Origin of the sequence: Aeromonas sp. sif0611 (assembly GCF_019218845.1) — a bacterium.
Classification (GTDB): Bacteria; Pseudomonadota; Gammaproteobacteria; order Enterobacterales; family Aeromonadaceae; genus Aeromonas; species Aeromonas media.
The window spans coordinates 47,846-69,133 of sequence record NZ_JAHUWU010000003.1 but is presented as its reverse complement, the minus strand read 5'-3'; the positions used below and the strand labels follow the sequence as shown (position 1 = coordinate 69,133).

Below are 21,288 nucleotides of genomic sequence, written 5' to 3'. Positions count from 1 at the left end.
CACCTTAATTCGAAAAACCGATACGCAATTATAGTGGTACAGGCCCCTTCGGGCGAGACGCATCTGGCCGATGAGGCCCGTCTGCGCCGGCTCATCCGCGTGCCGTTTTTTCGTCAAACTCATCAGAAAAACAAAAGCCCCGCCAGGTTGGCGGGGCTTCGGATCCTTGCGGTCCGTAATTACTCAGCAACGATGCTGACGTACTTACGATTCTGCGGACCTTTAACTTCGAACAACACTTTACCGGTCGCAGTAGCGAACAGAGTGTGGTCGGTACCCAGGCCAACGTTGGTGCCAGGGTGGAACTTGGTGCCACGCTGACGAACGATGATGCTGCCTGCCAGAACTGTTTCGCCGCCGAAACGCTTAACGCCAAGGCGTTTAGCTTCAGAATCGCGACCGTTGCGGGATGAACCGCCAGCTTTTTTATGTGCCATTTATCGGACTCCTCTAATTAAGCGCTGATGCCAGTGATTTTGACTTCAGTGAACCACTGACGGTGGCCCGCTTGCTTACGATGGTGCTTACGACGACGGAACTTGACGATAGTCACTTTCTCGCCACGGCCGTGAGCCACAACTTCAGCTACAACCTTGCCACCTTCAACGAAAGGAGCACCTACTTTAAAAGTGTCGCCTGCAGCAACCATCAGAACTTCGTTGAAGTCGATGGTAGCGCCAGTCTCAACGTTCAGCTTTTCCAGACGAACGATTTGACCTTCGGCCACACGGTGTTGTTTTCCGCCGCTTTGGAATACCGCGTACATTTGATTAACTCCGTAAAGGCGTGTCTTTTGCTCAAGGCCAGACACGCGCAAAAACCTATAACAATGGGCCGGCATTCTACGCAGAACGATTTGCCTAGGCAAGGCCAATTTAGCAAAAAGTTTATTTTGTGCGCATATCTGCCGCCGTGAATAAACGCTTAACTGTAACCCATTGTGAAATCGTGTAGAATCCCCGCCATTGCTAAAAACGCAGTAATTGCTGCCGTCACGTTACGAGACTTATGGACCAACAGACTATCCGTGCGCTCTGTGCCGCCGACATGACGGCGGTCAATGAACTGATCCTGGCCAGACTTCAGTCCGATGTCAGCCTGATCAACCAGCTGGGTTTCTACATCGTCAGTGCAGGCGGAAAACGGATGCGCCCCATGCTGACGGTGATGGCCGCTCGCGCACTGGGGTACCAGGGTCAGGACCATCTCAAGCTCGCCGCCATCATCGAATTCATTCATACCTCAACCCTGCTGCACGACGACGTGGTCGATGAATCCGACCTGCGCCGCGGCCGGGAGACCGCCAATGCGCTGTTCGGCAATGCCGCCAGCGTCCTGGTCGGTGACTACCTCTACAGTCGCTCCTTCCAGATGATGAGCGAGCTCTCCAACTTGCGGGTGATGGAGATCCTGTCGGATGCCACCAACACCATCGCCGAGGGGGAGGTGCTGCAGTTGATGAACTGCAACGATCCCGACACCACGGAAGAGAGCTACATGACGGTCATCTACTGCAAGACCGCCAAGCTGTTTGAAGCCGCCACCCGCCTCGCCGCCGTGCTGACCCATCAGACCGAGCCCGTCGAGCAGGCCATGACCGACTACGGCAAGTACCTGGGTACCGCCTTCCAGATCATCGACGACGTCATGGACTACTGCTCCCAGAGCGATGAGATGGGCAAGAACGTCGGCGACGATCTGGCCGAAGGCAAGCCTACCCTGCCGCTGCTGCGCGCCATGGCCGTGGGCACCCCGGAGGAGCGTCAACTCATCCGTGACGCCATCGAGCACCGTAACGGCATGGAGCATCTCGAGCGCATCCTGGCCATTCTGGACCGCACCGGTGCCCTCGAGTACGCCCGTCAACGCGCACGGGAAGAGGCCGACAAGGCCATCGCCGCCCTCGCCATCCTGCCTGACTCCCAGCACAGGCAGGCGCTGGAGACCCTGGCCCAGATGGCGGTACAGCGCAGCGCCTGAGCCAGCGTGTCAGCATCCATAAAAAAAGAGGCCTGCGGCCTCTTTTTTATGGTCTGCGCTTTGTTCTGAGGCGTCAGCGCTCTCTATGATCGCTCAATGAGCCAGTGCCCAGAGGATCACAGCCCCCGCCACCACCAGGCAGCCGCCGATGCGCCGCAGCTGCTCCGGCGGCTGATCACTCATCAGTCTCAGCATCCGCTGCCAGACCCTCGGCGCCAGCAAGGGGCCCAGTCCCTCGAACAGCAGCAACAGCCCCACTCCTATCAAGATGGCTGTCAGCATGACTCCTCCTGCCCTCTGGGTCCTTGTCTCATCAAGCAAAAGGGCCTGAATCATCAGGCCCTTTGGGTTATGGCGCTATGCCTGCTTACTGCTTGTCACCATGAGGTGACTTGAGGTAGCGGAAGAACTCGCTGTCAGGCTTCAGGACCATGAGGTCGTTGCCGCCGGCGAAGCTCTTGCGATAGGCCTCCATGCTGCGCACGAAGCTGAAGAACTCGGGGTCCTTCTTGTAGCTGTCGGCATAGATCTTGGCGGCTTCGGCATCCCCTTCACCACGCAGCTGACGCGCATTACTCTCGGCGTCAGCGATCATGACGGTGACCTTGCGGTCGATGTCGGCACGCAGGATCTCGGCCTGCTCGCGGCCCTGGGAGCGGTGCTCACGGGCGACTGCAGTCCGCTCGGCACGCATCCGCTGATAGATGGAGCTGGAGACTTCCACCGGCAGGTTGATCTGCTTGATGCGCACATCCACCACCTTGATGCCGAGCTCGGAGGAGCGCGCCATCTTCATCAGGGCGTCTTCCATCACGGTACTGCGCTCGCCGGAGACGATGTCCTTGATGGTGCGGTTACCGATCTCGGAACGCAGACCGTTGTTGATCTTGCGCTTGAGCAGGTCTTCGGCCTGGATCTTGTTGCCACCACCTGTCGCCAGGTAGTACTTGGAGAAGTCCTCGATCTTCCACTTCACGTAGGAGTCGATGATGAGGTCTTTCTTCTCGGAAGTGACGAAACGATCCGCCTGACCTTCCAGGGTCTGGATGCGGGCATCCATCTTGCGTACCTGATCGATGAGCGGCACCTTGAAGTGCAGGCCCGGCTCATAGAGACGCGGCTCGCCGGAGTCAACCCGCTTCACCTTGCCAAACTGCACCACGATTCCCTTCTGCCCTTCATCGACGATGAAGACGGAAGAGAAGCAGACCATGGCGGCCACAGCGATGACACCAATAGCTAGCTTTTTCATCTATCAGTTTCTCCCTGTGCTGAAACGATCACCGCCACGGAGCGGGGTCGGAGTGGAGTTGGCCCCTTCGTTGGACGGCTGGGCCGGCTCCACCGCAGGTGTGCCCGCCGGACGCGCTGGTTGCACGGCATTCGCCTTGCCGGACAGCTTGTCGAGCGGCAGGTAGATCATGCTGTTGTTGCCAGCAGGCATGTCGACCAGCACCTTGTTGGCTTGCTGATAGAGCTCTTCCATGGTTTCCAGGTAGATACGCTCACGAGTCAACTCGGGGGCGGACTGGTACTGGGGCAGCAGCTCGTTGAAGCGCGCGACTTCACCCTTGGCCTTCAGCACGATCTGGGACTTGTAGCCTTCGGCTTCCTGTTCCAGACGCTTGACCTGACCACGGGCCTTGGGCTCGACTTCACGGGCATAGGCTTCCGCTTCACGGATGAAGCGCTGCTCATCTTCCTGGGCGGAGATGGCATCATCGAAGGCGTCCTTCACCTCTTCCGGCGGACGCGCCGGCAGGAAGTTGACGTCGACGATCTGCAGACCCATCTGGTAGGGCTCAATGATGCCATCGATCACCTGCCAGGTCTCCTGACGGACTTTTTCCCGACCCGTGGTCAGGACATCATCCATCTTGGTGTGACCCACCACGTAGCGCAGGGCGCTGTCGGTGGCCTGGCTCAGACTCTCGTCGGCATTGGTGACGCTGAACAGATACTGCTCGGGATCGACCACGCGGTACTGCACGTCCATCTCGACCCGGACCACGTTCTCGTCCTGGGTCAGCATGAAGCCGGAGGCAGGCAGGGAGCGCACCGATTCCACATCCACCGGGATCACCCGATCGATGAAGGTCGGCTTCCAGCGCAGGCCCGGATCCACGTTATGGGAGTACTCCCCAAAACGCAGCACCACGCCCCGCTCGGCTTCGCGAATGGTGTAGAAGCCGCTGACGACCCACACCACCACGGCCACCACCAGGGCGATGGAGAGGCCAAACTTGCCCACATCACCACCGGATTTGCCACCACCGAACAGGCCACCGAAACGACGGCTCACCTTGCGCAGCATTTCATCCAGATCAGGGGGTCCCTGATTCTTGCCGTTGTTCCCCCAAGGGTCACGGTCTTTGCCGTTGTTACCAGGCTCATTCCAAGCCATCAGCGTCTCCATTAATACATGCGGATGGATATCATCTCTATCGGACCATCAACCGTTGACGAAGCCTGTCTTCATCGCCGGATCAATGCCTGATAAAGCGTTGTAAACTCTCACCTTCTTGTTTCATGAGGCGGTTCCAGTCGGCAAGCTGCAAGCGAACCTCCAGGACAAAATCCCCCTCCTCGCTGAAACCTTCCTGCTCGATGCCTTTCAGCCGATAGAGCGCACTGCGCAATCTCGCGGCCGAGGGCGGCAACTGCAGGGTGTGATGGACCATGGATCCGGCCAGCAGTTCGGTCAGGGCCTGGAACAGGTATTCACTGCCTTCACCCGTCTGGGCCGACAGCCAGACTCGCTGCGGGCGCCCTTCGTCATCCCGCTCCAGACCGGCCGGACGATCGGTCAGCTTGTCGATCTTGTTGCAGATCATCAGCTGGGGGCGGTCGTCCGCCTCGATCTCGGCCAAAACGGTCTGCACCGAATCGACATTCTCCTGCATCTGCTCATCGGCACAGTCCACGACGTGCAGCAGCAGGTCCGCTTCGCGGGTCTCCTGCAGCGTCGCCTTGAAGGCCGCGACCAGATCATGGGGCAAGTGCCGAATAAATCCAACTGTATCCGCCAGGATCACATCACCCACATCCTGGATCACCAATTTACGCAGGGTGGGATCCAGGGTTGCGAACAATTGGTCGGCAGCATACACGCTGGCATCTGTAAGTTGGTTGAACAAAGTGGACTTTCCGGCGTTGGTGTAGCCCACCAGCGACACGGTCGGCACCTCGTTGCGGTTGCGGGCGCGACGACCCTGCTCCCGCTGCTTCGCCACCTTGTCGAGCCGGCGCAGAATCGCCTTGATGCGCTCTCGCAGCAGGCGTCGGTCGGTCTCAAGCTGGGTTTCACCCGGGCCGCGCAGACCGATCCCGCCCTTCTGACGCTCAAGGTGGGTCCAGCCTCGCACCAGGCGAGTAGAAAGATGGCGTAACTGGGCCAGTTCGACCTGCAACTTGCCTTCGTGGGTACGGGCGCGCTGGGCAAAGATATCCAGGATCAGGCCGGTTCTGTCCACGACCCGACACTGGAACAGGCGTTCCAGGTTGCGCTCCTGGGCAGGGGTCAGGGCATGGTTGAAGATCACCACGTCTGCGCCCAGCATCTGTACCTGGGACGCGATCTCTTCAGCCTTGCCGCTGCCGACAAAAAATTTGGCGCTGGGTGCACTGCGGTTGGTGGTGACCACCCCCAACGCATTGACCCCGGCCGAGCTCACCAACATTTTGAGCTCTTCCAGATCCTCCCGCTCACCCTCATCGCTGAAGTTGACATGTACCAGAACGGCCTGTTCGCCGGCTTCATAACGGTCAAACAAGCGCTTGCTCCTTGACAGGAATCATGATGAATCTGGGTTGGCGAGTCGTCTCGCCTCGGGATATCACGCCTCGGCTTCACCCTGTTCTTCGCCAGCTGCGCCAGGGACGTGCTGGTGATGGTTGACGGCACGGGCCGGCACCACGGTGGAAATGGCGTGCTTGTAGACCATCTGGCTCACGGTGTTCTTCAGCAAAATGACAAACTGGTCAAACGATTCGATCTGACCCTGCAGTTTGATGCCGTTCACCAAATAGATAGAAACAGGAATCCGCTCACGGCGCAGCGCATTCAAAAACGGGTCTTGGAGAGATTGCCCCTTAGCCATCTTCTTTTCCTTATAGTTTGTTGTTTTTAAACACCGGATATCAATATAACAACCTGATTATACAGGGAGTGTCAAGCCGCACCAGCTCGGGCGACCACCCTGGCCACATTGCCAGACTCACCAGATTCCAACCAGGTCAGGTCGGGCCAGCCACGCAACCAGGTCATCTGACGCTTGGCCAGCTGACGGGTGGCCACGATGCCACGATAGCGCATCTCATCATACTCCACTTCCCCTGCCAGGTAGTCCCACATTTGGCGGTAGCCAACGCAGCGAATAGCGGGCAGGTCGGGGGTGAGATCGCCCCGCTCATAGAGTGCCCTGACCTCTTGTTCGAACCCGCTTTGCAACATCTTGTCAAAGCGCTGTTCGATGCGCTGGTGCAACAGGGCACGATCGCTCGGGGCGATGGCAAATTGATGCACGCGATAGGGTAATCCTTCCCCCTGTACCTGGGTCAGCTCGGTGAGCGTCTTGCCACTGATGCGATAGACCTCGAGTGCCCGACTCAGCCGCTGCGGGTCATTGGGATGGATGCGCGCCCCGGCGACCGGGTCTATGCGCACCAGCTCTTCGTGCAGCGCCTGCCAGCCGAGGCGAGCCGCCTCTTCCTCAATCCCGGCACGAATAACCGGGTCGGCGGATGGCAGCGGCGAGAGTCCCTCCAGCAGCGCCTTGAAGTAGAGCATTGTGCCCCCCACCAGCAGCGGAATGCGGCCACGGGCGACTATGTCGTCCATCTCCCGCAAAGCATCGCGGCAAAAATCCGCCGCCGAATAGCTCAAGGCAGGATCGAGCATGTCGATCAGCTTGTGGGGTGCCAGGGCCAGCTCGTCGGCCGTCGGCTTGGCGGTGCCTATGTCCATGCCGCGATAGATGAGCGCGGAGTCCACGCTGATGATGTCGCAGGGCAGGGCCTGGCACAGAGCGATGGCGAGATCCGTCTTGCCGGAGGCCGTCGGCCCCATCAGAAAAATTGCAGTCGGCAAGTCAGCCACTTTCATGTTCCTCTGGCACGGTCGCCTCGTCGGGAGGCGTACCATGCAATTGACTATCAATGGATTGAAGCGGTCAGCCCCGGCGACTCAATCGCCTTGTGCAAACCCCTCCAGCACGGCCGCCAACGACAGAGGGCGCACCATGCGAATGTCTGCCAGTTGGTCACTGAAATCGGTCACAAGTTCCGTCAGCAGCCGGCTGGCCGTTGAAAAATCATATATTTTCTCGGTGCTTATCCCCTGCTCCACCAGCCACTGGCATAGTACTTCAGCCTGCTGGCCGGCATCACTGTCAGATCCGCTCTCGACCAATTGCAGCAATTCGGGTAAGAGACGCACCAGATCGGTCTGGCGCAGCAAGGCGGGCACCCTGGTCAGGATCATGGTGTCGCGCCCCCCGCTTTTCAACTCCAGCCCCATGCGTTTGAGCAAACGTTCCTGCTCCTGCGCCAGCGCGATCAGGTTCTTTGGCAGCTTGAAGGAGACCGGCAGCAGCAGGGGCTGCGCCGCCAGCCCCTGCCCCCAGGTCTCCAGCAGCCAGTGGCGCAGCAGCACCCGCTCGGCCCGCACCAGGGAGAGCAGCGCCAGTTGTCCCTCCTGCTCGATCAGCAGAAAGGCCTGCTCCACCAGGGTCAGGGCGCGAGTCCCCTGGGGCGACGGACCGGCCGGGGTGACGGGGGCGGTCTGGGGCACCTCTCCCGCTACCGGCAGGGTGGTGAGCAGGGCGCCCATGCCGCGCATCGCCTCCCGGCTGGGGGGCTCGGGGGGCTGATAGTTGCCCGCGCGGCCAGCACCTTCGCGCACGGCGCCGCCATCCCGCGTCTGGACAGGGGCTCTGTAGCTGTGCTCGGCACCGTACCACTCGGGGCGCGGTGCCTGGCCTGGATACTCTATCTGCGGGCTGGTCGGCAGCTCGACCAGGGTCTCGGCGAGCGGCTCGTCCTGCTCGCTGGCTCCCGCCCCTTCCCGGCGCAGGGCGGTAAAGAGCGCCTGGAAGATGAAGTCGTGAATGAGCCGCGCCTGATGGAAACGCACCTCGTGCTTGGCGGGATGGACGTTCACATCCACCTGACGGGGATCCAGCTCGATGTAGAGCACATAGGCGGCGAAGCTGCCGGCGGGCAGCAGCTCGTCATAAGCCTGACGGATGGCGTGGTTGATGAGCTTGTCGCGCATCATGCGGCCGTTTACATAGGTATATTGCAGATCGTTCTGCGGCCTGGCCCCCGCAGGCAGCGCCAGCCAGCCCCACAGACGCACGTCGCTGTGCTCGCTCTCCACCGCCAGCGCGTGGTGCATGAAGGGAGTGCCGCAAACGGCGGCGAGGCGGCGCTCCTGTTCAGGCACCGTATTGGCAGCCTTGTACTGGCGCACCACCTTGCCGTTGTGGCGCAGGATCAAGGTAATATCGAAGCGGGAGAGCGCGATGCGGCGTACCAGCTCGTCGATGTGGGCAAATTCGGTCTTCTCGCTGCGCATGAACTTGCGCCGCGCCGGGGTGTTGAAGAAGAGGTCCACCACCTCTACCGTGGTCCCCACCGGGTGGGCCGCCGGCTTGACGGTGACACTCATCTCGCGCCCTTCGGCCTGCGCCTGCCAGGCTTCGGACTGCTCCGCGGTGCGGGAGGTGAAGGTGAGACGGGAGACGGAGCTGATGGAGGCGAGCGCCTCGCCGCGAAAACCGAGGCTGTTGATCCCTTCCAGGTCATCCAGGGTCGCCACCTTGGAGGTCGCGTGTCGTGACAGCGCCAGCACCAGCTCCTCCTTGGCGACGCCGTTGCCGTTGTCACGAATACGGATAAGCTTGGCGCCCCCCTTGTCGATGTCGATCTCGACCCGGTCGGCCCCCGCATCCAGGCTGTTTTCCACCAGCTCCTTCACCACAGAGGAGGGCCGCTCCACCACCTCGCCGGCAGCAATCTGGTTGGCCAGGATAGGAGGCAATATACGGATCGGCATGGCTTACTCCTGATGGTTTCGCTTGCGGGGTCAAGACACTTTCAACACGTGGACAGGCCGCGCCACCGCACCTTCGTCAGCAACCATCCGGTTGGCCGACGTGGCAAACAATGCAGGGCACGGCCTGGCTTGAGCGCCAATCCGGGCGTCCCTCGGCCCTGCATCGCCAGCTCCCGCGCGTTAGTTTTGGGGAATGTAGAGCACCTGCCCTATCTGGATATCCCGTGACTTGAGCTTGTTGATCTCCACCAGCCGCGCCTGGCTCACCCCGTGCTTCTCGGCGAGGCGGGAGAGGCTCTGGCCGCGGGTGACCACGTGGCGGATCATCTGGGACTTGTCGTCGCGCTGGCTGCTTGCGACCGGCACGCTCGGCTCCTTGGCCGCCACCTTGTAGGGTTTTATCACCCCGGCACCGGAGGCGCTGCCGACACTGCTGACCGGGGCTCCGCCATCACTGCTGCGGCTCGGTACTGTCGCCGGCATGCGGTTGGTCACCTGCTGCCGGGGCGCGGGGGCAACCGCCGCCTTTTTCGCCGCAGGCTGACTGACGCTAGCCACTTGCTGCCCCTTGCCGGTCATCATGGGGCCCTTGGTCGGGTGGCTGCGGTAATAGTTGCGGATCCCCTCGAAGATGGCCCGGGCCAGCTGATCCTGATAGCTGGCGGTGGCCAGCAGCTTCTCTTCCGCATGGTTCGAGATAAAGCCCGTCTCCACCAGTACCGAGGGGATGTCCGGCGCCTTGAGCACCGCCAGACTGGCGTGTTCCGGCGCCTTCTTGTGCAGCCGGGCCACCCGTCCCATGGAGCGCAGGATCTGGCGACTGACGTCGTATCCCTCGGCGCGAGACTTGTCCATGGAGAGATCGAGGAAGGTCTGCGCCAGATAGGGGTTGGGATCGGACTCGGCCAATACCTTGCCCACCCCGCCCAGCAGTTCCCCCTGCTTCTCCTGCTTCTCCAGCCAGCTGCCCATCTCGCGGTTGGCGCGATTGGTCGACAGCACCCAGACCGAGGCGCCGCGCGGGGTCGAGTTGTGGAAGCTGTCCGCATGCACGGACACCAGCAGATCCGCCTTGGCCTTGCGGGCGATTTCCGAGCGCTTGTTGAGATCGACGAAATAGTCACCACGACGGGTCATCACGGCACGCATGCCCGGCTCGCGGTCGATCAGTGCCGCCAACTTCTGGGACACCGCCAGGGTCACCCGTTTCTCGTAGGTGCGGCGCGGGCCGATGGAGCCGGGATCTTCCCCGCCATGGCCCGGATCGATGGCGATGACGATGGCCTTGCCCTGGCCGCCGACGGGAACAGGCTGCGCCGTGGCGCCGCCCTTCTCTTCATAGGGCAGATCGATCACCAGACGATGACCGTAGGGGCCCGCCGGTGCCAGCGGGAACACCACCGGCTTGATGCTGGAGCTGAGATCCAGCACCAGACGCATGCTGCCTTTTTCAAGGGGCGTGCTCTCGCGGATCTTGCGCACAAGCTCGCTCTTGTTCTCGATGCGAGCCAGGTTGGCGGCGTTGCTCGCCCCCTTGAGATCGATCACCAGACGACTCGGGCCGCTCAGGGTGAAGTAGTTGAAATTGGGGGCGCTGCTCATGTCGAGCACCACCCGGGTGTTATCCGGCGACGGCCAGACCCGCACACTCTTGAGCTGATTTGCCCAAGAGGGTAAGGCCATCAGGGAGAGGGCAATAACAAGGATCAAGCGCACTGAGATGACAACCGTTCCAGAATGGCTTCGCCAATAGCAGTGCGGGCCGCAATCAGGGCCTCGCGCTGCTCGTTTACATACGTCAGGGTAATCTCGAGATCGGGGGACGGCAGCCAGCCTTCCCCTTTTTCAGGCCACTCCACCAGGCAGAGGGTATCGGCGCCGAAATAGTCTCGAATCCCCATGAATTCCAGCTCTTCCGGATCCGCCAGTCGATAGAGATCGAAGTGATAGACCTGCCAGTCGGCCAGTTCATAGGGCTCCACCAGGGTATAGGTCGGACTCTTAACCTTGCCTTGATGGCCAAGTCCTTGCACCCAGCCGCGGGTCAGGGTGGTCTTGCCGGCCCCGAGGGCGCCGTGCAGAAATACGGTAGTGGCCTGTTGGCATGCCTGCGCCAGGCGGCCGCCCAGAGCCACAGTTGCTGCCTCGTCCGGCAGTGTCATCATCAACGTTTTTGCCATGTTCTTCTTGTTACTTGTTACGGTGTCGGATTGACCAGACGGCGGATCCAGGGCAGCAGATCCGATGCCAGCATGCCCCTCTCCCCCTCGGCCGCGGCCAAGTCGGCGGCCTCTGCGTGAATCACGGCCCCCAGTCGCGCGGCCATGCCGGCAGACCAGCCCTGAGCCAGGAGGGCGGCGATTATACCAGATAACAGATCCCCCATGCCGCCACTGGCCATGCCGGGATTGCCTTCATCGCAGAGGCTGATGCGCTGGCCATCGCAGATGAGCGAGCCCGCCCCCTTGAGCAGCACCACGCCGCCGTATCGCTGCTGCAGCCGCGATACGGCGGCGAAGCGATCCGCCTCGACCTCGGCGACGCCGCAATCCAGCAGGCGGGCCGCCTCCCCTGGGTGGGGCGTGAGCACCCAATTATCCTGATGACGGGGTGCCTGCGCCAGCCAATTCAATCCATCGGCGTCCAATACCAGTGGCCCGCTGGTGCTGAGGTGGTGTTCGAACTGGGCCCTTCCCCACTCATCCTGCCCGAGCCCCGGCCCCAGTACGCGTACCGTGGCCCACCCCTCGTCCATCCCGACCGGGCATCCCATCAGCTCAGGCTGCACCAGGCTGGCGGGGGGAGAGTCCGGGTGCTGGCACAGTCGCACCAGACCCGCCCCCGCCCGCAGGCAGGCCTGCCCCGCCAGCAGTATGGCTCCCTGCATCCCCAGGTTGCCCCCCACCAGCAACACCTTGCCGTGCTTGCCCTTGTGAGCCGAGCGGGGACGGGGAGAGAGCAGATTCTTTAGGCGGGGATAATCCAGGCGCTCGGCGGCAGGCACCAGGCCGGCCTCGGGCACCACCCCGAGGGGATCCCAGTCGAGTTGGCCGACGCCGTCCACCCCGTCGGCGGTGAGCATGCCCTGCTTGATGCCGATGAAGCTGAGGGTGCGGGTGGCGTGCACCAGGGCCCCCATGGCGCGGCCGGTGTCGGCATTGAGCCCGGAGGGGAGATCCACCGCCAGGACGGGGGCATTCAAGCCATTGATTGTTGCGACGATCTTTGTCATTGGCAAGGAGAGGGGGAGCTGGACACCGGTGCCGAGCAGTGCATCTATCACCAGATCCGGCGAAGGGAGCGACGCCCCCTCGAGCGCATCGGCCATCATTACCTCTCCCCCCACCGCCAGCCACTCGTCGGCGGCCCGCCTGGCGTCTCCTCTGAGCAGGCCCGGGGCCCTGGCGGCGATCACCAGAGGCTCGAGGCCGAGTCGACGGGCGAGGCGGGCCAGCACATAGCCATCCCCCCCGTTGTTGCCCGGGCCGACGAAGATCCACCAGTGGTGACTCTGGGGCCAGTGATGGCGAGCATAACTGCACAGGGCGGCACCGGCCCGCTCCATCAGGGCGTAGAGGGCTTGCCCCTCACGCTCGGCCCAGCGCTGCTCCAGCTTGCGGATCTGTTCGGCCCGCCACAGCGGCTGTGCTAGACTGATGCCTTGTTTTTTGCCGATAGCGTCCTCGATACCCTCTACCATGACGGCTCCCCACCTTCATCATCCACTGGCCCGATTCCTGGCTTGGCATATGACGTGCCATGACGGCGCACGGCCCTCGTCACCCTCTGTGCTGCGGGCGCCATGCCGCTGCCAGCAGGCAGGTAAGGCACAATGACGGCCGCCGAACTCGCGCAACTGGCCCACGATATCAAGCTCTGGGCACGGGAGCTAGGATTTGACCAGGTCGGCATCACCGACACGGATCTCGCCCTCGAGGAACCCAGATTGCAGGCCTGGCTGGATGCGGGTCATCACGGCACCATGGACTACATGGCGCGCCACGGCATGATGCGAGCCCGGCCCCACGAGCTGCTGCCGGGCACCCTGCGGGTGCTGTCGGTGCGGATGAACTATCTCCCCTTCGAGGCGGGCTTTGCCGCCACCCTGCGCGATCCTACCCTGGGCTACATCAGCCGCTATGCCCTCGGGCGCGACTACCACAAGGTGCTGCGCAACCGGCTCAAACAGCTGGGAGAGCGCATCGAGCAGCGCTGCCAGACACTGTTGCCATCCACGCAGGCAACCCCGGGGGAGTGGCGCCCCTTCGTCGATTCGGCCCCCATCCTGGAGCGCCCGTTGGCGGCCAAGGCGGGGCTCGGCTGGGTGGGCAAGCACTCGCTGCTGCTCAACGAGACTGCCGGCTCCTTCTTCTTTCTCGGGGAGCTGCTGGTCGGCCTGCCGCTGCCCGCCGATGCCCCGGTGGAAAAAGAGCAGTGCGGCAAGTGCGTGGCCTGCATCAACATCTGTCCGACCGGCGCCATCGTCGCGCCCTACGTGGTGGACGGGCGGCGCTGCATCTCCTACCTCACCATAGAGAACGACGGCCCCATCCCGGAAGAGTTCAGGCCGCTGATGGGCAACCGCATCTACGGCTGTGACGACTGCCAGCTCATCTGCCCCTGGAACCGCTATGCGGATGCGAGCCCAGAGCCCGGCTTCAGCCCGCGCCCCAATCTGCATCGCCCGCCGCTGTTGACCTTGTGGGGCTGGAGCGAGAGCGACTTTCTCAAGCACACCGAAGGCAGCCCCATTCGCCGTATCGGCTATCGGCGCTGGCGCCGTAACCTGGCGGTAGCGCTCGGTAACGGCCCGGCCAGCAGCGATGCCATGGCCGCACTGCAACAGGCGCTCGCCAGTGCCGAGCCCATGGTGGCCGAACACATCGAGTGGGCGCTGGCGACCCTGGCCGTGCGCCAGGAGAAAGAGAACAAGAAGACCCGTTTGCTGATCCGCTGCATCGAAAAAGGCCTGCCGGATCACGCATAAGTGATCTGGTCCTTGCCGGATGACAGCACTTTTTTCATGCTCTGCCGACCATTGGCCATCGGCACAATAAAAGGAAGATTCGGATGCAGATGTTGGGAGTAGATATTGGCGGCTCCGGGATCAAGGGCTGCCTGGTGGACACCGAGACTGGCGAACTGATTGGCGAGCGCCACCGCATCGCCACGCCGCAACCGGCCACCCCGGCCGCCGTGGCGCATACCCTCAAGGCGCTGGTCGAGCATTTCCAGTGGAAGGGCCCGGTGGGGTGCGGCTTCCCCGCCACCATCCACAACGGCATCGCCAAGAATGCCTCCAACATCGACAAGAGCTGGATCGAGACCGACGCCGCCCACCTGTTCGCCGACGTGACCGGCCTGCCCTGCCACGTGCTCAACGACGCCGATGCAGCCGGGTTGGCCGAGATGCGCTTCGGTACCGGCCGGGATCGCAAGGGAGTGATCATCCTCATCACGGTGGGGACCGGCATAGGCACCGCCGTGTTCGTCAACGGCCAGCTGCTGCCGAACACCGAGCTGGGTCATCTCATCCTGGAAGGGATGGTGGCGGAGCACTACTGCTCGGACGCGGTGCGCAAACGCGAGGATCTCTCCTGGAACCGCTGGGGCAAACGCTTCAACAAGTATCTGGCCCGCCTCGAGTTCCTCTTCTCCCCCGACCTCTTCATCCTGGGTGGCGGCAGCGCCGCCAAGCTCGACAAGTTCATCGACCGGATAGAAACCCGTGCCCCCCTGGTGGCGGCGGCCAACCTCAACCAGGCCGGCATCATAGGGGCCGCCCTCTACGGCGCGGCCCGGCAAGAGGACTGACTCTCCCCGACAACGCCGCAAGAGGCCCGGACCGGGCCTCTGCCATGGCGCGCTAGATGTCGTCGAGCCGATGGGCTCCGTGCACCAGCCGGGTCAGCCGGGATTGCGCCATGGATGCCAGCGACGTCAACAACGCGGCCGTGTCCGGCGTGGGGCTCTCGCGAGCCAGGCGCCCCAGCTCGCCAACGAGTTTTTCCTCCTGCCGCGACACCATGGCCACTATCTCCTCGGGTTGAGTACCGGCCGCCAATGCCAGACGCTGGCAATCGGCCAGCAGATCCTCACCGAAGCCCTGATCCAGCCAGGTCTCCTTGACCGCACTCCCCATCTGCTCCCGATAGTCGTGCAGGTGGGCCGCCGCCGCGTCCTCCCGCCCTTGCAGATAGGCCAGCAACATCCGGCTGCGCTCCCCATCCACCTGGGGGATCAGGCGCCCGTAACTGCGCCCCTGCTGCTGATGCAGTTGTTCAAGGTAAAGCATCAGGTCCTTGATCTGTTGAAATCGCATCTCTGCTTCCTCCTGCCGTCCACCTCCTGCCAGTATAAAAAAACGCCGCTCCCTCCCCGGATAAAAGCGGTCGTTTTTTGTTCTACATCAAAGGGATGGGAAAGAAAAAGGAGAAAACGAAGAGCAACAGGCAAAGAGATTCCTCCCTGTCATGCTGGCAACTGGCCGCCAGCGCCCAGGGGTAGGCCGTGACAAAACGGGGGAATCATCGATTCAAGGGTGATTATCCAGGTTATATTCGGAAGGATGATTTCAAATCAGAATCTAATATTGAAGCTGTCGGTTTACCCCTCTTCCCTTAGTCAGCGAGCGGGAATCCTTATCCATTTTTTAGACGTCTAGACGTAGAAACATGCGTTGACACAGCCATCCGGACATCTTAGCATCATCCTCCATGATGGCAGAGCAACCCAGTGAAACCTCTGCCCAATTCACCCGCCTGTAGCGCCCTGTGCTTTAAGGCTGTTAGCACGGAAGAATCCATGATTAAGTTGATCGGTCTCAACAAAGTCTACGGTAAAGGCAGTGACGCCGTGCACGCCCTGCGTGACGTGAGCCTGCATGTGCCACAAGGCAAGATTTTCGGGGTGATCGGCGCCTCCGGTGCTGGCAAGAGCACCCTTATTCGTTGCGTCAACCTGCTGGAGCGTCCCACCCAGGGCCAGGTCATCGTCGATGGTCAGGATCTCGTGGCTCTGAGCGAACGGGACCTGACCCAGGCTCGTCGCCAGATCGGCATGATCTTCCAGCACTTCAACCTGCTGGCCTCCCGCACCGTGTTCGCCAACATAGCCTTCCCGCTGGAGCTGGCTGGCTGGAGCAAGGCACAGATCCAGACCCGGGTCGACGAACTACTGGCCCTAGTCGGGCTGGAAGCCCGTGCCCACGCCTATCCGTCCGAGCTCTCCGGCGGCCAGAAGCAGCGCGTCGCCATCGCCCGCGCCCTGGCTCCGGCCCCCAAGGTACTGCTGTGCGACGAGGCCACCTCGGCCCTCGACCCCCAGACCACCCGATCCATCCTGAGCCTGCTCAAGGAGATCAACGTCAAGCTGGGGCTCACCATCCTGCTCATCACCCACGAGATGGATGTGGTGAAGGGGATCTGTGACGAAGTGGCCATCATCAGCGACGGTCGCCTGATCGAGCAGGGTGAGGTGGCCTGGTTCTTCAGCAATGCCAAGACCCAGCTGGCCCGTGATTTCATCCACTCCACCATCCACCTGGAGGTGCCCCAGGAGTACCAAGACAGGATGAGTGCGGAGCGGGTGGCCAACAGCTATCCCCTGGTGAAGCTCGGCTTCACCGGCGCCACCGTCGATTCGCCACTCATCTCCGAGGTGAGCCGCCGTTTCAACATCGACATCAGCATACTGAGCGCAGACATCGAATACGCCGGTGGCGTCAAGTTCGGCTTCCTGCTGGCGGAGCTGTTCGGGGATGAGGCCCAGTGCGAGGCCACCCAGCTGTTCTTCATCGACAACCACATTCAGCTGGAGGTAATGGGCTATGTACGAAGCAATGACTAATCTGCTGCGCCCAATCCTCGGCGACTCAGCCATCCTATCCAGCTGGAGGTAATGACTCATGTCCGAAGCCATGATTAATCTGCTCATCACAGCCCTCGGCGACACCCTGATCATGGTGTTTGCCTCCGCCCTGTTCGGCTGCCTGCTCGGCCTGCCGCTCGGCGTGGCACTGCACGTGACCAAGGCGGGCCAGATCCTGGCCAACCCGCTGCTGAACAAGATCCTCGGCATCGTCGTCAACGTCGGCCGCTCCGTGCCCTTCATCATCTTGCTGGTGGCCATCATCCCGCTGACCCGGCTGATCGTCGGCACCAGCATCGGCACCATAGCCGCCATAGTGCCGCTGACCGTGGGCTGCATCCCCTTCATCGCCCGTCTGGTGGAAGGTGCCCTGATGGAAGTGCCGGACGGCCTGCTCGAAGCCGCCAAGGCCATGGGTGCCAAACCCTTGCAAATCATTGCCAAGGTGCTGCTGCCTGAGGCCCTGCCCGGGATCCTCAACAGCATCATCATCACCCTCGTCACGCTCGTTAACTACTCCGCCATGGCCGGTGCCATCGGGGGGGGCGGCCTGGGCGATGTGGGTATTCGCTACGGCTACCAGCGCTTCGACCCTACCGTCATGCTGGTCACCGTGGTCATTCTGGTGGTACTGGTTCAACTCATCCAGAGCGCGGGTGAGCGCCTGGTCAAACAATGTGATCATCGTTAATCGTCGATTTCTGACAGGAGGTTTTTATGAAATTGGGCATTAAATCCGCTGCGGCTGCGCTGCTGGCAACTCTGGTACTGGTCGGCTGCGGTCAGAAGGAAGAGAGCAAGACCCTGAAAGTCGGCGCCATCGCCGGCCCCGAGACCGAACTGGTCGAGACCGCGGCCAAGGTGGCCAAGGAGAAATACGGCCTGACCGTGGAGATCGTCACCTTCTCCGACTACGTCACCCCCAACGTGGCCCTGAACGACGGCAGCGTCGACGTCAACGCCTTCCAGCACAAGCCCTACCTGGATGCCCAGATCCGTGATCGCGGCTTCAAGCTGGTGCCGGTTGGCAACACCTTCGTCTACCCAATCGCCGGTTACTCCAAGAAGATCAAGGCCCTGTCCGAGCTGAAAGACGGCGCCCAGATCGCGGTGCCGAACGATCCGACCAACCTGGGTCGCTCCCTGATCCTGCTGGAGAAGCAGGGCCTGCTGAAGCTGAAGGAAGGCGCCGGTCTGGAAGCCACCGTGCTGGACATCGCCAGCAACCCGCGCAACTTCAAGATCGTCGAGCTGGAAGCCGCTCAGCTGCCCCGCTCCCTGGAAGATGTTGATCTCTCCATCATCAACAACACCTTCGCCGGTCAGATTGGCCTGACCCCGACCGAGAACGGCCTGTTTGTCGAAGACAAGGAGTCCCCCTACGTGAACCTGATCGTTGCCCGCGAGAACAACAAGGACGACGAGAAGGTCAAGGAGTTCGTCCAGGCCTTCCAGACCGACGAGGTCTACAAGAAGGGGACCGAGCTGTTCAAGGGCGGTCTGGTGAAAGGTTGGTAATCACTCACTCTGTAAAAAAGGCCACGTCAAGCGTGGCCTTTTTTTTTGCCACCGTTATCATAGCCAGAAGCACGGCAACACGAAAAAACAGAACAACAATGAAGAAATGGTATCTGGCCTACTGCAAGCCCAAGGAAGAGGCTCGCGCTCGCGCCCATCTGGCAGCCCAAGGCGTCGAATCCTATTACCCCATGGTGGAAGTCGAGAAGCTGAGACGGGGTAGACGGGTTCCGCTACGTGAACCCATGTTCCCCAATTACCTGTTCATCTACGTGGATCTGGAAGAGGTCACTCCGGTCACCCTGAAGTCCACCCGCGGCATCAGCCGCATCATTCACTTCGGCAAGGAGTGGACCCCCGTCAGCAGCCAGCTGATCTACCGGCTGATGAGCCGGGACGACAGCGACGAGGCGCGCGCCAGCTATGCCCGCCTGCCGACGCAAGGGGACAAGGTATTGATCGAATCTGGTCCCCTGGCCGGGTTCGAGGCCATCTACCTGGAGCCGGATGGCGAGAAGCGGGCGATCCTGCTGGTCAGCCTGCTCAACCAGGAGACCAGCAGCAGCTTCGACAACCAGGCCTTCCGGCGCCTGGACTGATTCTCACCAGACGTCGCTGGCGAGAAGCGCCCCAACCCTGCTGGTGAGCCTGCTCAATCAGGAGACCAGCAGCAGCTTCGACAACCAGGCCTTCCGGCGACTGGACTGACCCGGATTCCGGCATCTAGACGGCGTCGGCAGCGAGAAACGCACCATGCATGCTGGTCAGCCTGCTCAATCAGGAGACCAGCAGCAGCGTCGACCACCATGCACTGGAAACAAAACGGGGCAGGCCCATCGGCCTGCCCCGTTTTTATGCCGCTGCACCGCTCCCCTCCTCAGGCATCCAGCGCAAAGCGGCTGATGGCCGTGGTCAGTCGGTTCGTCTCCCGGGTCAGTCTGGCGGCGATCAGCTCGCCCTGTTGACTGTGCTCGCTGGACTGGTGGCTGAGCCCGGCGATCTCCTCCACGGTGCCAGCCACCTCCTGCGCCACTCTCGACTGCTGCTCGGTCGCGGTGGCGATGGCGGCAAGCTGGCCGCTGAGATCCTGCACCAGCGTCGACATGGCCGCCAGTGTCTCGCTCGCCGAGACCACGGCGCCCCGGCCTTGCTCCACCAGCAGGGTACCGCTGCCCACGGTATCGGCCGTCTGCCGGGTCTGTTGCTGGATGCTGGCGATGGTCTGGTTGATCTCCGCCGTCGACTGGCTGGTGCGGCTGGCCAGCAGGCGCACCTCGTCCGCCACCACGGCAAACCCCCTGCCCTGCTCTCCCGCGCGCGCCGCCTCGATGGCGGCATTGAGCGCCAGCAGATTGGTCTGCTCGGCGATGGTGGCGATCACCTCGGTGACGCGACCCACCTGCTCGCTCTGGCTGCTGAGCAGCGTCATCGCCTGATTCGCCTGGGTGATCATGGCGGCAATCTGCGCCATGGTGGTACTCATGCGGGCAAGAGCCTGTTCCCCCTGTTTGGCCTGTCGCTCGGTCTGACGCGCCGCCCCGGCCGCATCGGCAATGTTCCCCGCCACGTCCCGGGTGCTGGCCGACATCTGCTCGATGGCGGCTGCAACCGTATCCAGCCGCTGATTCTGGCTCGCCAGATCGTCCACTATGGCGTTAGTGGTCAGTCCCACCTCGCGACCGGCCCCCTCCACCTGCGCCACGGCCCCCTGGATCTCCCCCACCAGCTGGCGCAACTGGCTCGACATCCGGTTGATGGAGCCGGTCAACCCGCCCAGCTCGTCCTGGCGCAGCACCGGCAACGGCTCCCTCGGCAGACGGCCATCGGCGACCTGCCCGGCACGGCTCACCAGGCTGGCGATGTCACGGGTCAGGCGACGACTGAACAGCAGGGCCACCAGGGTGCCGAGCAGGATGACGCTGGTGGTTGCCAGCAGCAGGGTGCGGTGGATGGTCTGACTGGCGCCGGCCATCTTGCCCGCTATCTTCTCCACTTCCCCCCGGGTCTGGGTCACCTGGCTCGCCAGCTGGTCGGCGAGCCGGGTCAACGCAGGTTCTATGTCGGTGGCCATCAGGTGGTTGGCCTGATCCCAGTCCGGCGCCTGTCGTCTGGCGATCACCTGCCCGACCAGCTCGGCAAAGGGAGCCGACATCTCCTCAAAGAGCGTCCACAACCCCTTCTGCGCCTCGGTGAAGTTGGCCTGTTGCTGTTTCAGCTCGGCCACTCGCTGCAGGTGGAACTGGTAGTAGTCCTGGTACTTGTTCAGGTACTCCTTGTCCCCGGAGATGAGGAAGTCCCGCAGGGCGGAGAGGGCATTGGCCAGCCCGTTGTAGGCATCCCCCACCTGCTTGAGCAGCAGGCGGCGATCGCCGGGCAGCGTCATCTGGGGGGTCGCCACCTCTTCGTTGGCAATGGATTGCAGCTGATCGAGGGCCGCCTCCGCCAGGGGGCCTGCCTCAAGCAGCATCAGGGTGTGGGCCGGCAGATTCTCCTCGGTATGGGCCAGGGCCCACACCTTCTCCTGCCCCCCCTTGAAGGTCTTGAGGGACCGGGTCAGAGCGGGTGTGAACCCCTGCTGCTCGATGGCCTGCCAGGCCGCCTCCCACTCCTGCTTGATGCGCGCACCTTGCGCGGGATCCTTGCCGAGGATGAGGTAGGCCCGCAGGGAGGAGACGGTGGCGATCAGGGCCTTCTGGCTCGCCTCGTCCCGTTGCAGGGCGGGCAGGGCCTGGGCCAGCAGGGTCTCCTGGGACGCTTCAATCCGACCGAGCTGATGGTAGACAAGGGCGGAGGAGAGAATGATGAGCAGATTGATAAAACAGAAGCTCAACAACAGCTTGCTTGATATTTTCATGACCATCCTT

The 21,288-nt window shown here is 62.3% G+C and carries 21 protein-coding genes and 1 pseudogene; 8 read left to right on the top strand and 14 right to left on the bottom strand.

Features of this window, described 5'->3' with window-relative positions; translation table 11 throughout:
* Nucleotides 1–179: 179 nt before the first annotated feature.
* Both rpmA and rplU read right to left on the bottom strand, forming a co-directional pair.
* Nucleotides 180–437, bottom strand: coding sequence for a 50S ribosomal protein L27 (gene rpmA / locus KW824_RS09515; RefSeq protein WP_005911261.1), 258 nt, complete (start codon nt 435–437; stop codon nt 180–182).
* Nucleotides 438–454: 17 nt separating this feature from the next.
* Nucleotides 455–766, bottom strand: coding sequence for a 50S ribosomal protein L21 (gene rplU / locus KW824_RS09510; protein WP_005304210.1), 312 nt, complete (start codon nt 764–766; stop codon nt 455–457).
* A 242-nt stretch (nt 767–1,008) separates the two neighbouring features.
* On the opposite strand from rplU, the gene ispB reads away from it, so the two are divergent.
* Complete coding sequence (ispB, locus tag KW824_RS09505) at nt 1,009–1,980, top strand: octaprenyl diphosphate synthase (RefSeq protein ID WP_171272527.1); 972 nt, start codon at nt 1,009–1,011, stop codon at nt 1,978–1,980.
* 93 nt (nt 1,981–2,073) lie between these two features.
* Here the strand turns inward: ispB and KW824_RS09500 are convergent, their stop codons facing one another.
* The 10 genes from KW824_RS09500 to KW824_RS09455 form a co-directional block, all read right to left on the bottom strand.
* Nucleotides 2,074–2,262, bottom strand: coding sequence for a DUF2065 family protein (locus KW824_RS09500; RefSeq protein ID WP_218409650.1), 189 nt, complete (start codon nt 2,260–2,262; stop codon nt 2,074–2,076).
* Between the two features lie 85 nt (nt 2,263–2,347).
* A complete protein-coding gene (hflC, locus tag KW824_RS09495) occupies nt 2,348–3,232 on the bottom strand; it encodes a protease modulator HflC (protein ID WP_043130464.1) in 885 nt (294 codons plus the stop codon).
* 3 nt (nt 3,233–3,235) lie between these two features.
* Complete coding sequence (gene hflK, locus KW824_RS09490; protein WP_025328125.1) at nt 3,236–4,384, bottom strand: FtsH protease activity modulator HflK; 1,149 nt, start codon at nt 4,382–4,384, stop codon at nt 3,236–3,238.
* An 82-nt stretch (nt 4,385–4,466) separates the two neighbouring features.
* On the bottom strand, nt 4,467–5,753 hold the full coding sequence (gene hflX, locus KW824_RS09485) for a ribosome rescue GTPase HflX (protein ID WP_218409649.1): 1,287 nt from the start codon (nt 5,751–5,753) through the stop codon (nt 4,467–4,469).
* Nucleotides 5,754–5,816: 63 nt separating this feature from the next.
* Entirely contained in the window at nt 5,817–6,080 is a 264-nt protein-coding gene (gene hfq, locus KW824_RS09480; RefSeq protein WP_005311664.1) for an RNA chaperone Hfq, read from the bottom strand.
* 71 nt (nt 6,081–6,151) lie between these two features.
* Nucleotides 6,152–7,084: a tRNA (adenosine(37)-N6)-dimethylallyltransferase MiaA gene (gene miaA / locus KW824_RS09475; protein ID WP_218409648.1), complete on the bottom strand. Its 933-nt coding sequence runs from the start codon at nt 7,082–7,084 to the stop codon at nt 6,152–6,154.
* 81 nt (nt 7,085–7,165) lie between these two features.
* A complete protein-coding gene (mutL, locus tag KW824_RS09470) occupies nt 7,166–9,037 on the bottom strand; it encodes a DNA mismatch repair endonuclease MutL (RefSeq protein ID WP_218409647.1) in 1,872 nt (623 codons plus the stop codon).
* 180 nt (nt 9,038–9,217) lie between these two features.
* Nucleotides 9,218–10,753, bottom strand: coding sequence for an N-acetylmuramoyl-L-alanine amidase (locus KW824_RS09465; RefSeq protein ID WP_218409646.1), 1,536 nt, complete (start codon nt 10,751–10,753; stop codon nt 9,218–9,220).
* Nucleotides 10,744–11,217, bottom strand: coding sequence for a tRNA (adenosine(37)-N6)-threonylcarbamoyltransferase complex ATPase subunit type 1 TsaE (tsaE, locus tag KW824_RS09460; RefSeq protein WP_041206351.1), 474 nt, complete (start codon nt 11,215–11,217; stop codon nt 10,744–10,746). Before tsaE ends, KW824_RS09465 begins: the two co-directional genes overlap by 10 nt.
* A gap of 17 nt (nt 11,218–11,234) precedes the next feature.
* Complete coding sequence (locus KW824_RS09455) at nt 11,235–12,737, bottom strand: NAD(P)H-hydrate dehydratase (protein WP_218409645.1); 1,503 nt, start codon at nt 12,735–12,737, stop codon at nt 11,235–11,237.
* Between the two features lie 132 nt (nt 12,738–12,869).
* Here KW824_RS09455 and queG point away from each other — a divergent pair, with 132 nt between their 5' ends.
* Nucleotides 12,870–14,024 carry a tRNA epoxyqueuosine(34) reductase QueG gene (gene queG / locus KW824_RS09450; protein ID WP_218409644.1) on the top strand — a complete coding sequence of 385 codons (1,155 nt, stop codon included), beginning with the start codon at nt 12,870–12,872 and terminating at the stop codon, nt 14,022–14,024.
* 83 nt (nt 14,025–14,107) lie between these two features.
* Complete coding sequence (ppgK, locus tag KW824_RS09445) at nt 14,108–14,851, top strand: polyphosphate--glucose phosphotransferase (protein WP_171272533.1); 744 nt, start codon at nt 14,108–14,110, stop codon at nt 14,849–14,851.
* Nucleotides 14,852–14,903: 52 nt separating this feature from the next.
* Here the strand turns inward: ppgK and KW824_RS09440 are convergent, their stop codons facing one another.
* Complete coding sequence (locus KW824_RS09440) at nt 14,904–15,359, bottom strand: hypothetical protein (RefSeq protein ID WP_218409643.1); 456 nt, start codon at nt 15,357–15,359, stop codon at nt 14,904–14,906.
* 482 nt (nt 15,360–15,841) lie between these two features.
* On the opposite strand from KW824_RS09440, the gene metN reads away from it, so the two are divergent.
* The 5 genes and pseudogenes from metN to KW824_RS21005 form a co-directional block, all read left to right on the top strand.
* Complete coding sequence (gene metN, locus KW824_RS09435; RefSeq protein ID WP_218409642.1) at nt 15,842–16,885, top strand: methionine ABC transporter ATP-binding protein MetN; 1,044 nt, start codon at nt 15,842–15,844, stop codon at nt 16,883–16,885.
* 58 nt (nt 16,886–16,943) lie between these two features.
* Nucleotides 16,944–17,597, top strand: a complete 654-nt coding sequence (locus KW824_RS09430) for a methionine ABC transporter permease (RefSeq protein ID WP_005327310.1) — start codon at nt 16,944–16,946, stop codon at nt 17,595–17,597.
* Between the two features lie 26 nt (nt 17,598–17,623).
* Nucleotides 17,624–18,424 (top strand): methionine ABC transporter substrate-binding lipoprotein MetQ, encoded by an 801-nt coding sequence (metQ, locus tag KW824_RS09425; protein ID WP_005327312.1) that lies wholly within the window; start codon nt 17,624–17,626, stop codon nt 18,422–18,424.
* Between the two features lie 98 nt (nt 18,425–18,522).
* Nucleotides 18,523–19,023, top strand: coding sequence for a transcription/translation regulatory transformer protein RfaH (gene rfaH, locus KW824_RS09420; protein WP_005331636.1), 501 nt, complete (start codon nt 18,523–18,525; stop codon nt 19,021–19,023).
* Between the two features lie 37 nt (nt 19,024–19,060).
* A pseudogene (locus KW824_RS21005) lies at nt 19,061–19,132 on the top strand (transcription/translation regulatory transformer protein RfaH); the annotation flags it as partial.
* 169 nt (nt 19,133–19,301) lie between these two features.
* Here the strand turns inward: KW824_RS21005 and KW824_RS09415 are convergent.
* Nucleotides 19,302–21,278, bottom strand: coding sequence for a methyl-accepting chemotaxis protein (locus KW824_RS09415; protein WP_218409641.1), 1,977 nt, complete (start codon nt 21,276–21,278; stop codon nt 19,302–19,304).
* Nucleotides 21,279–21,288 lie beyond the last annotated feature (10 nt).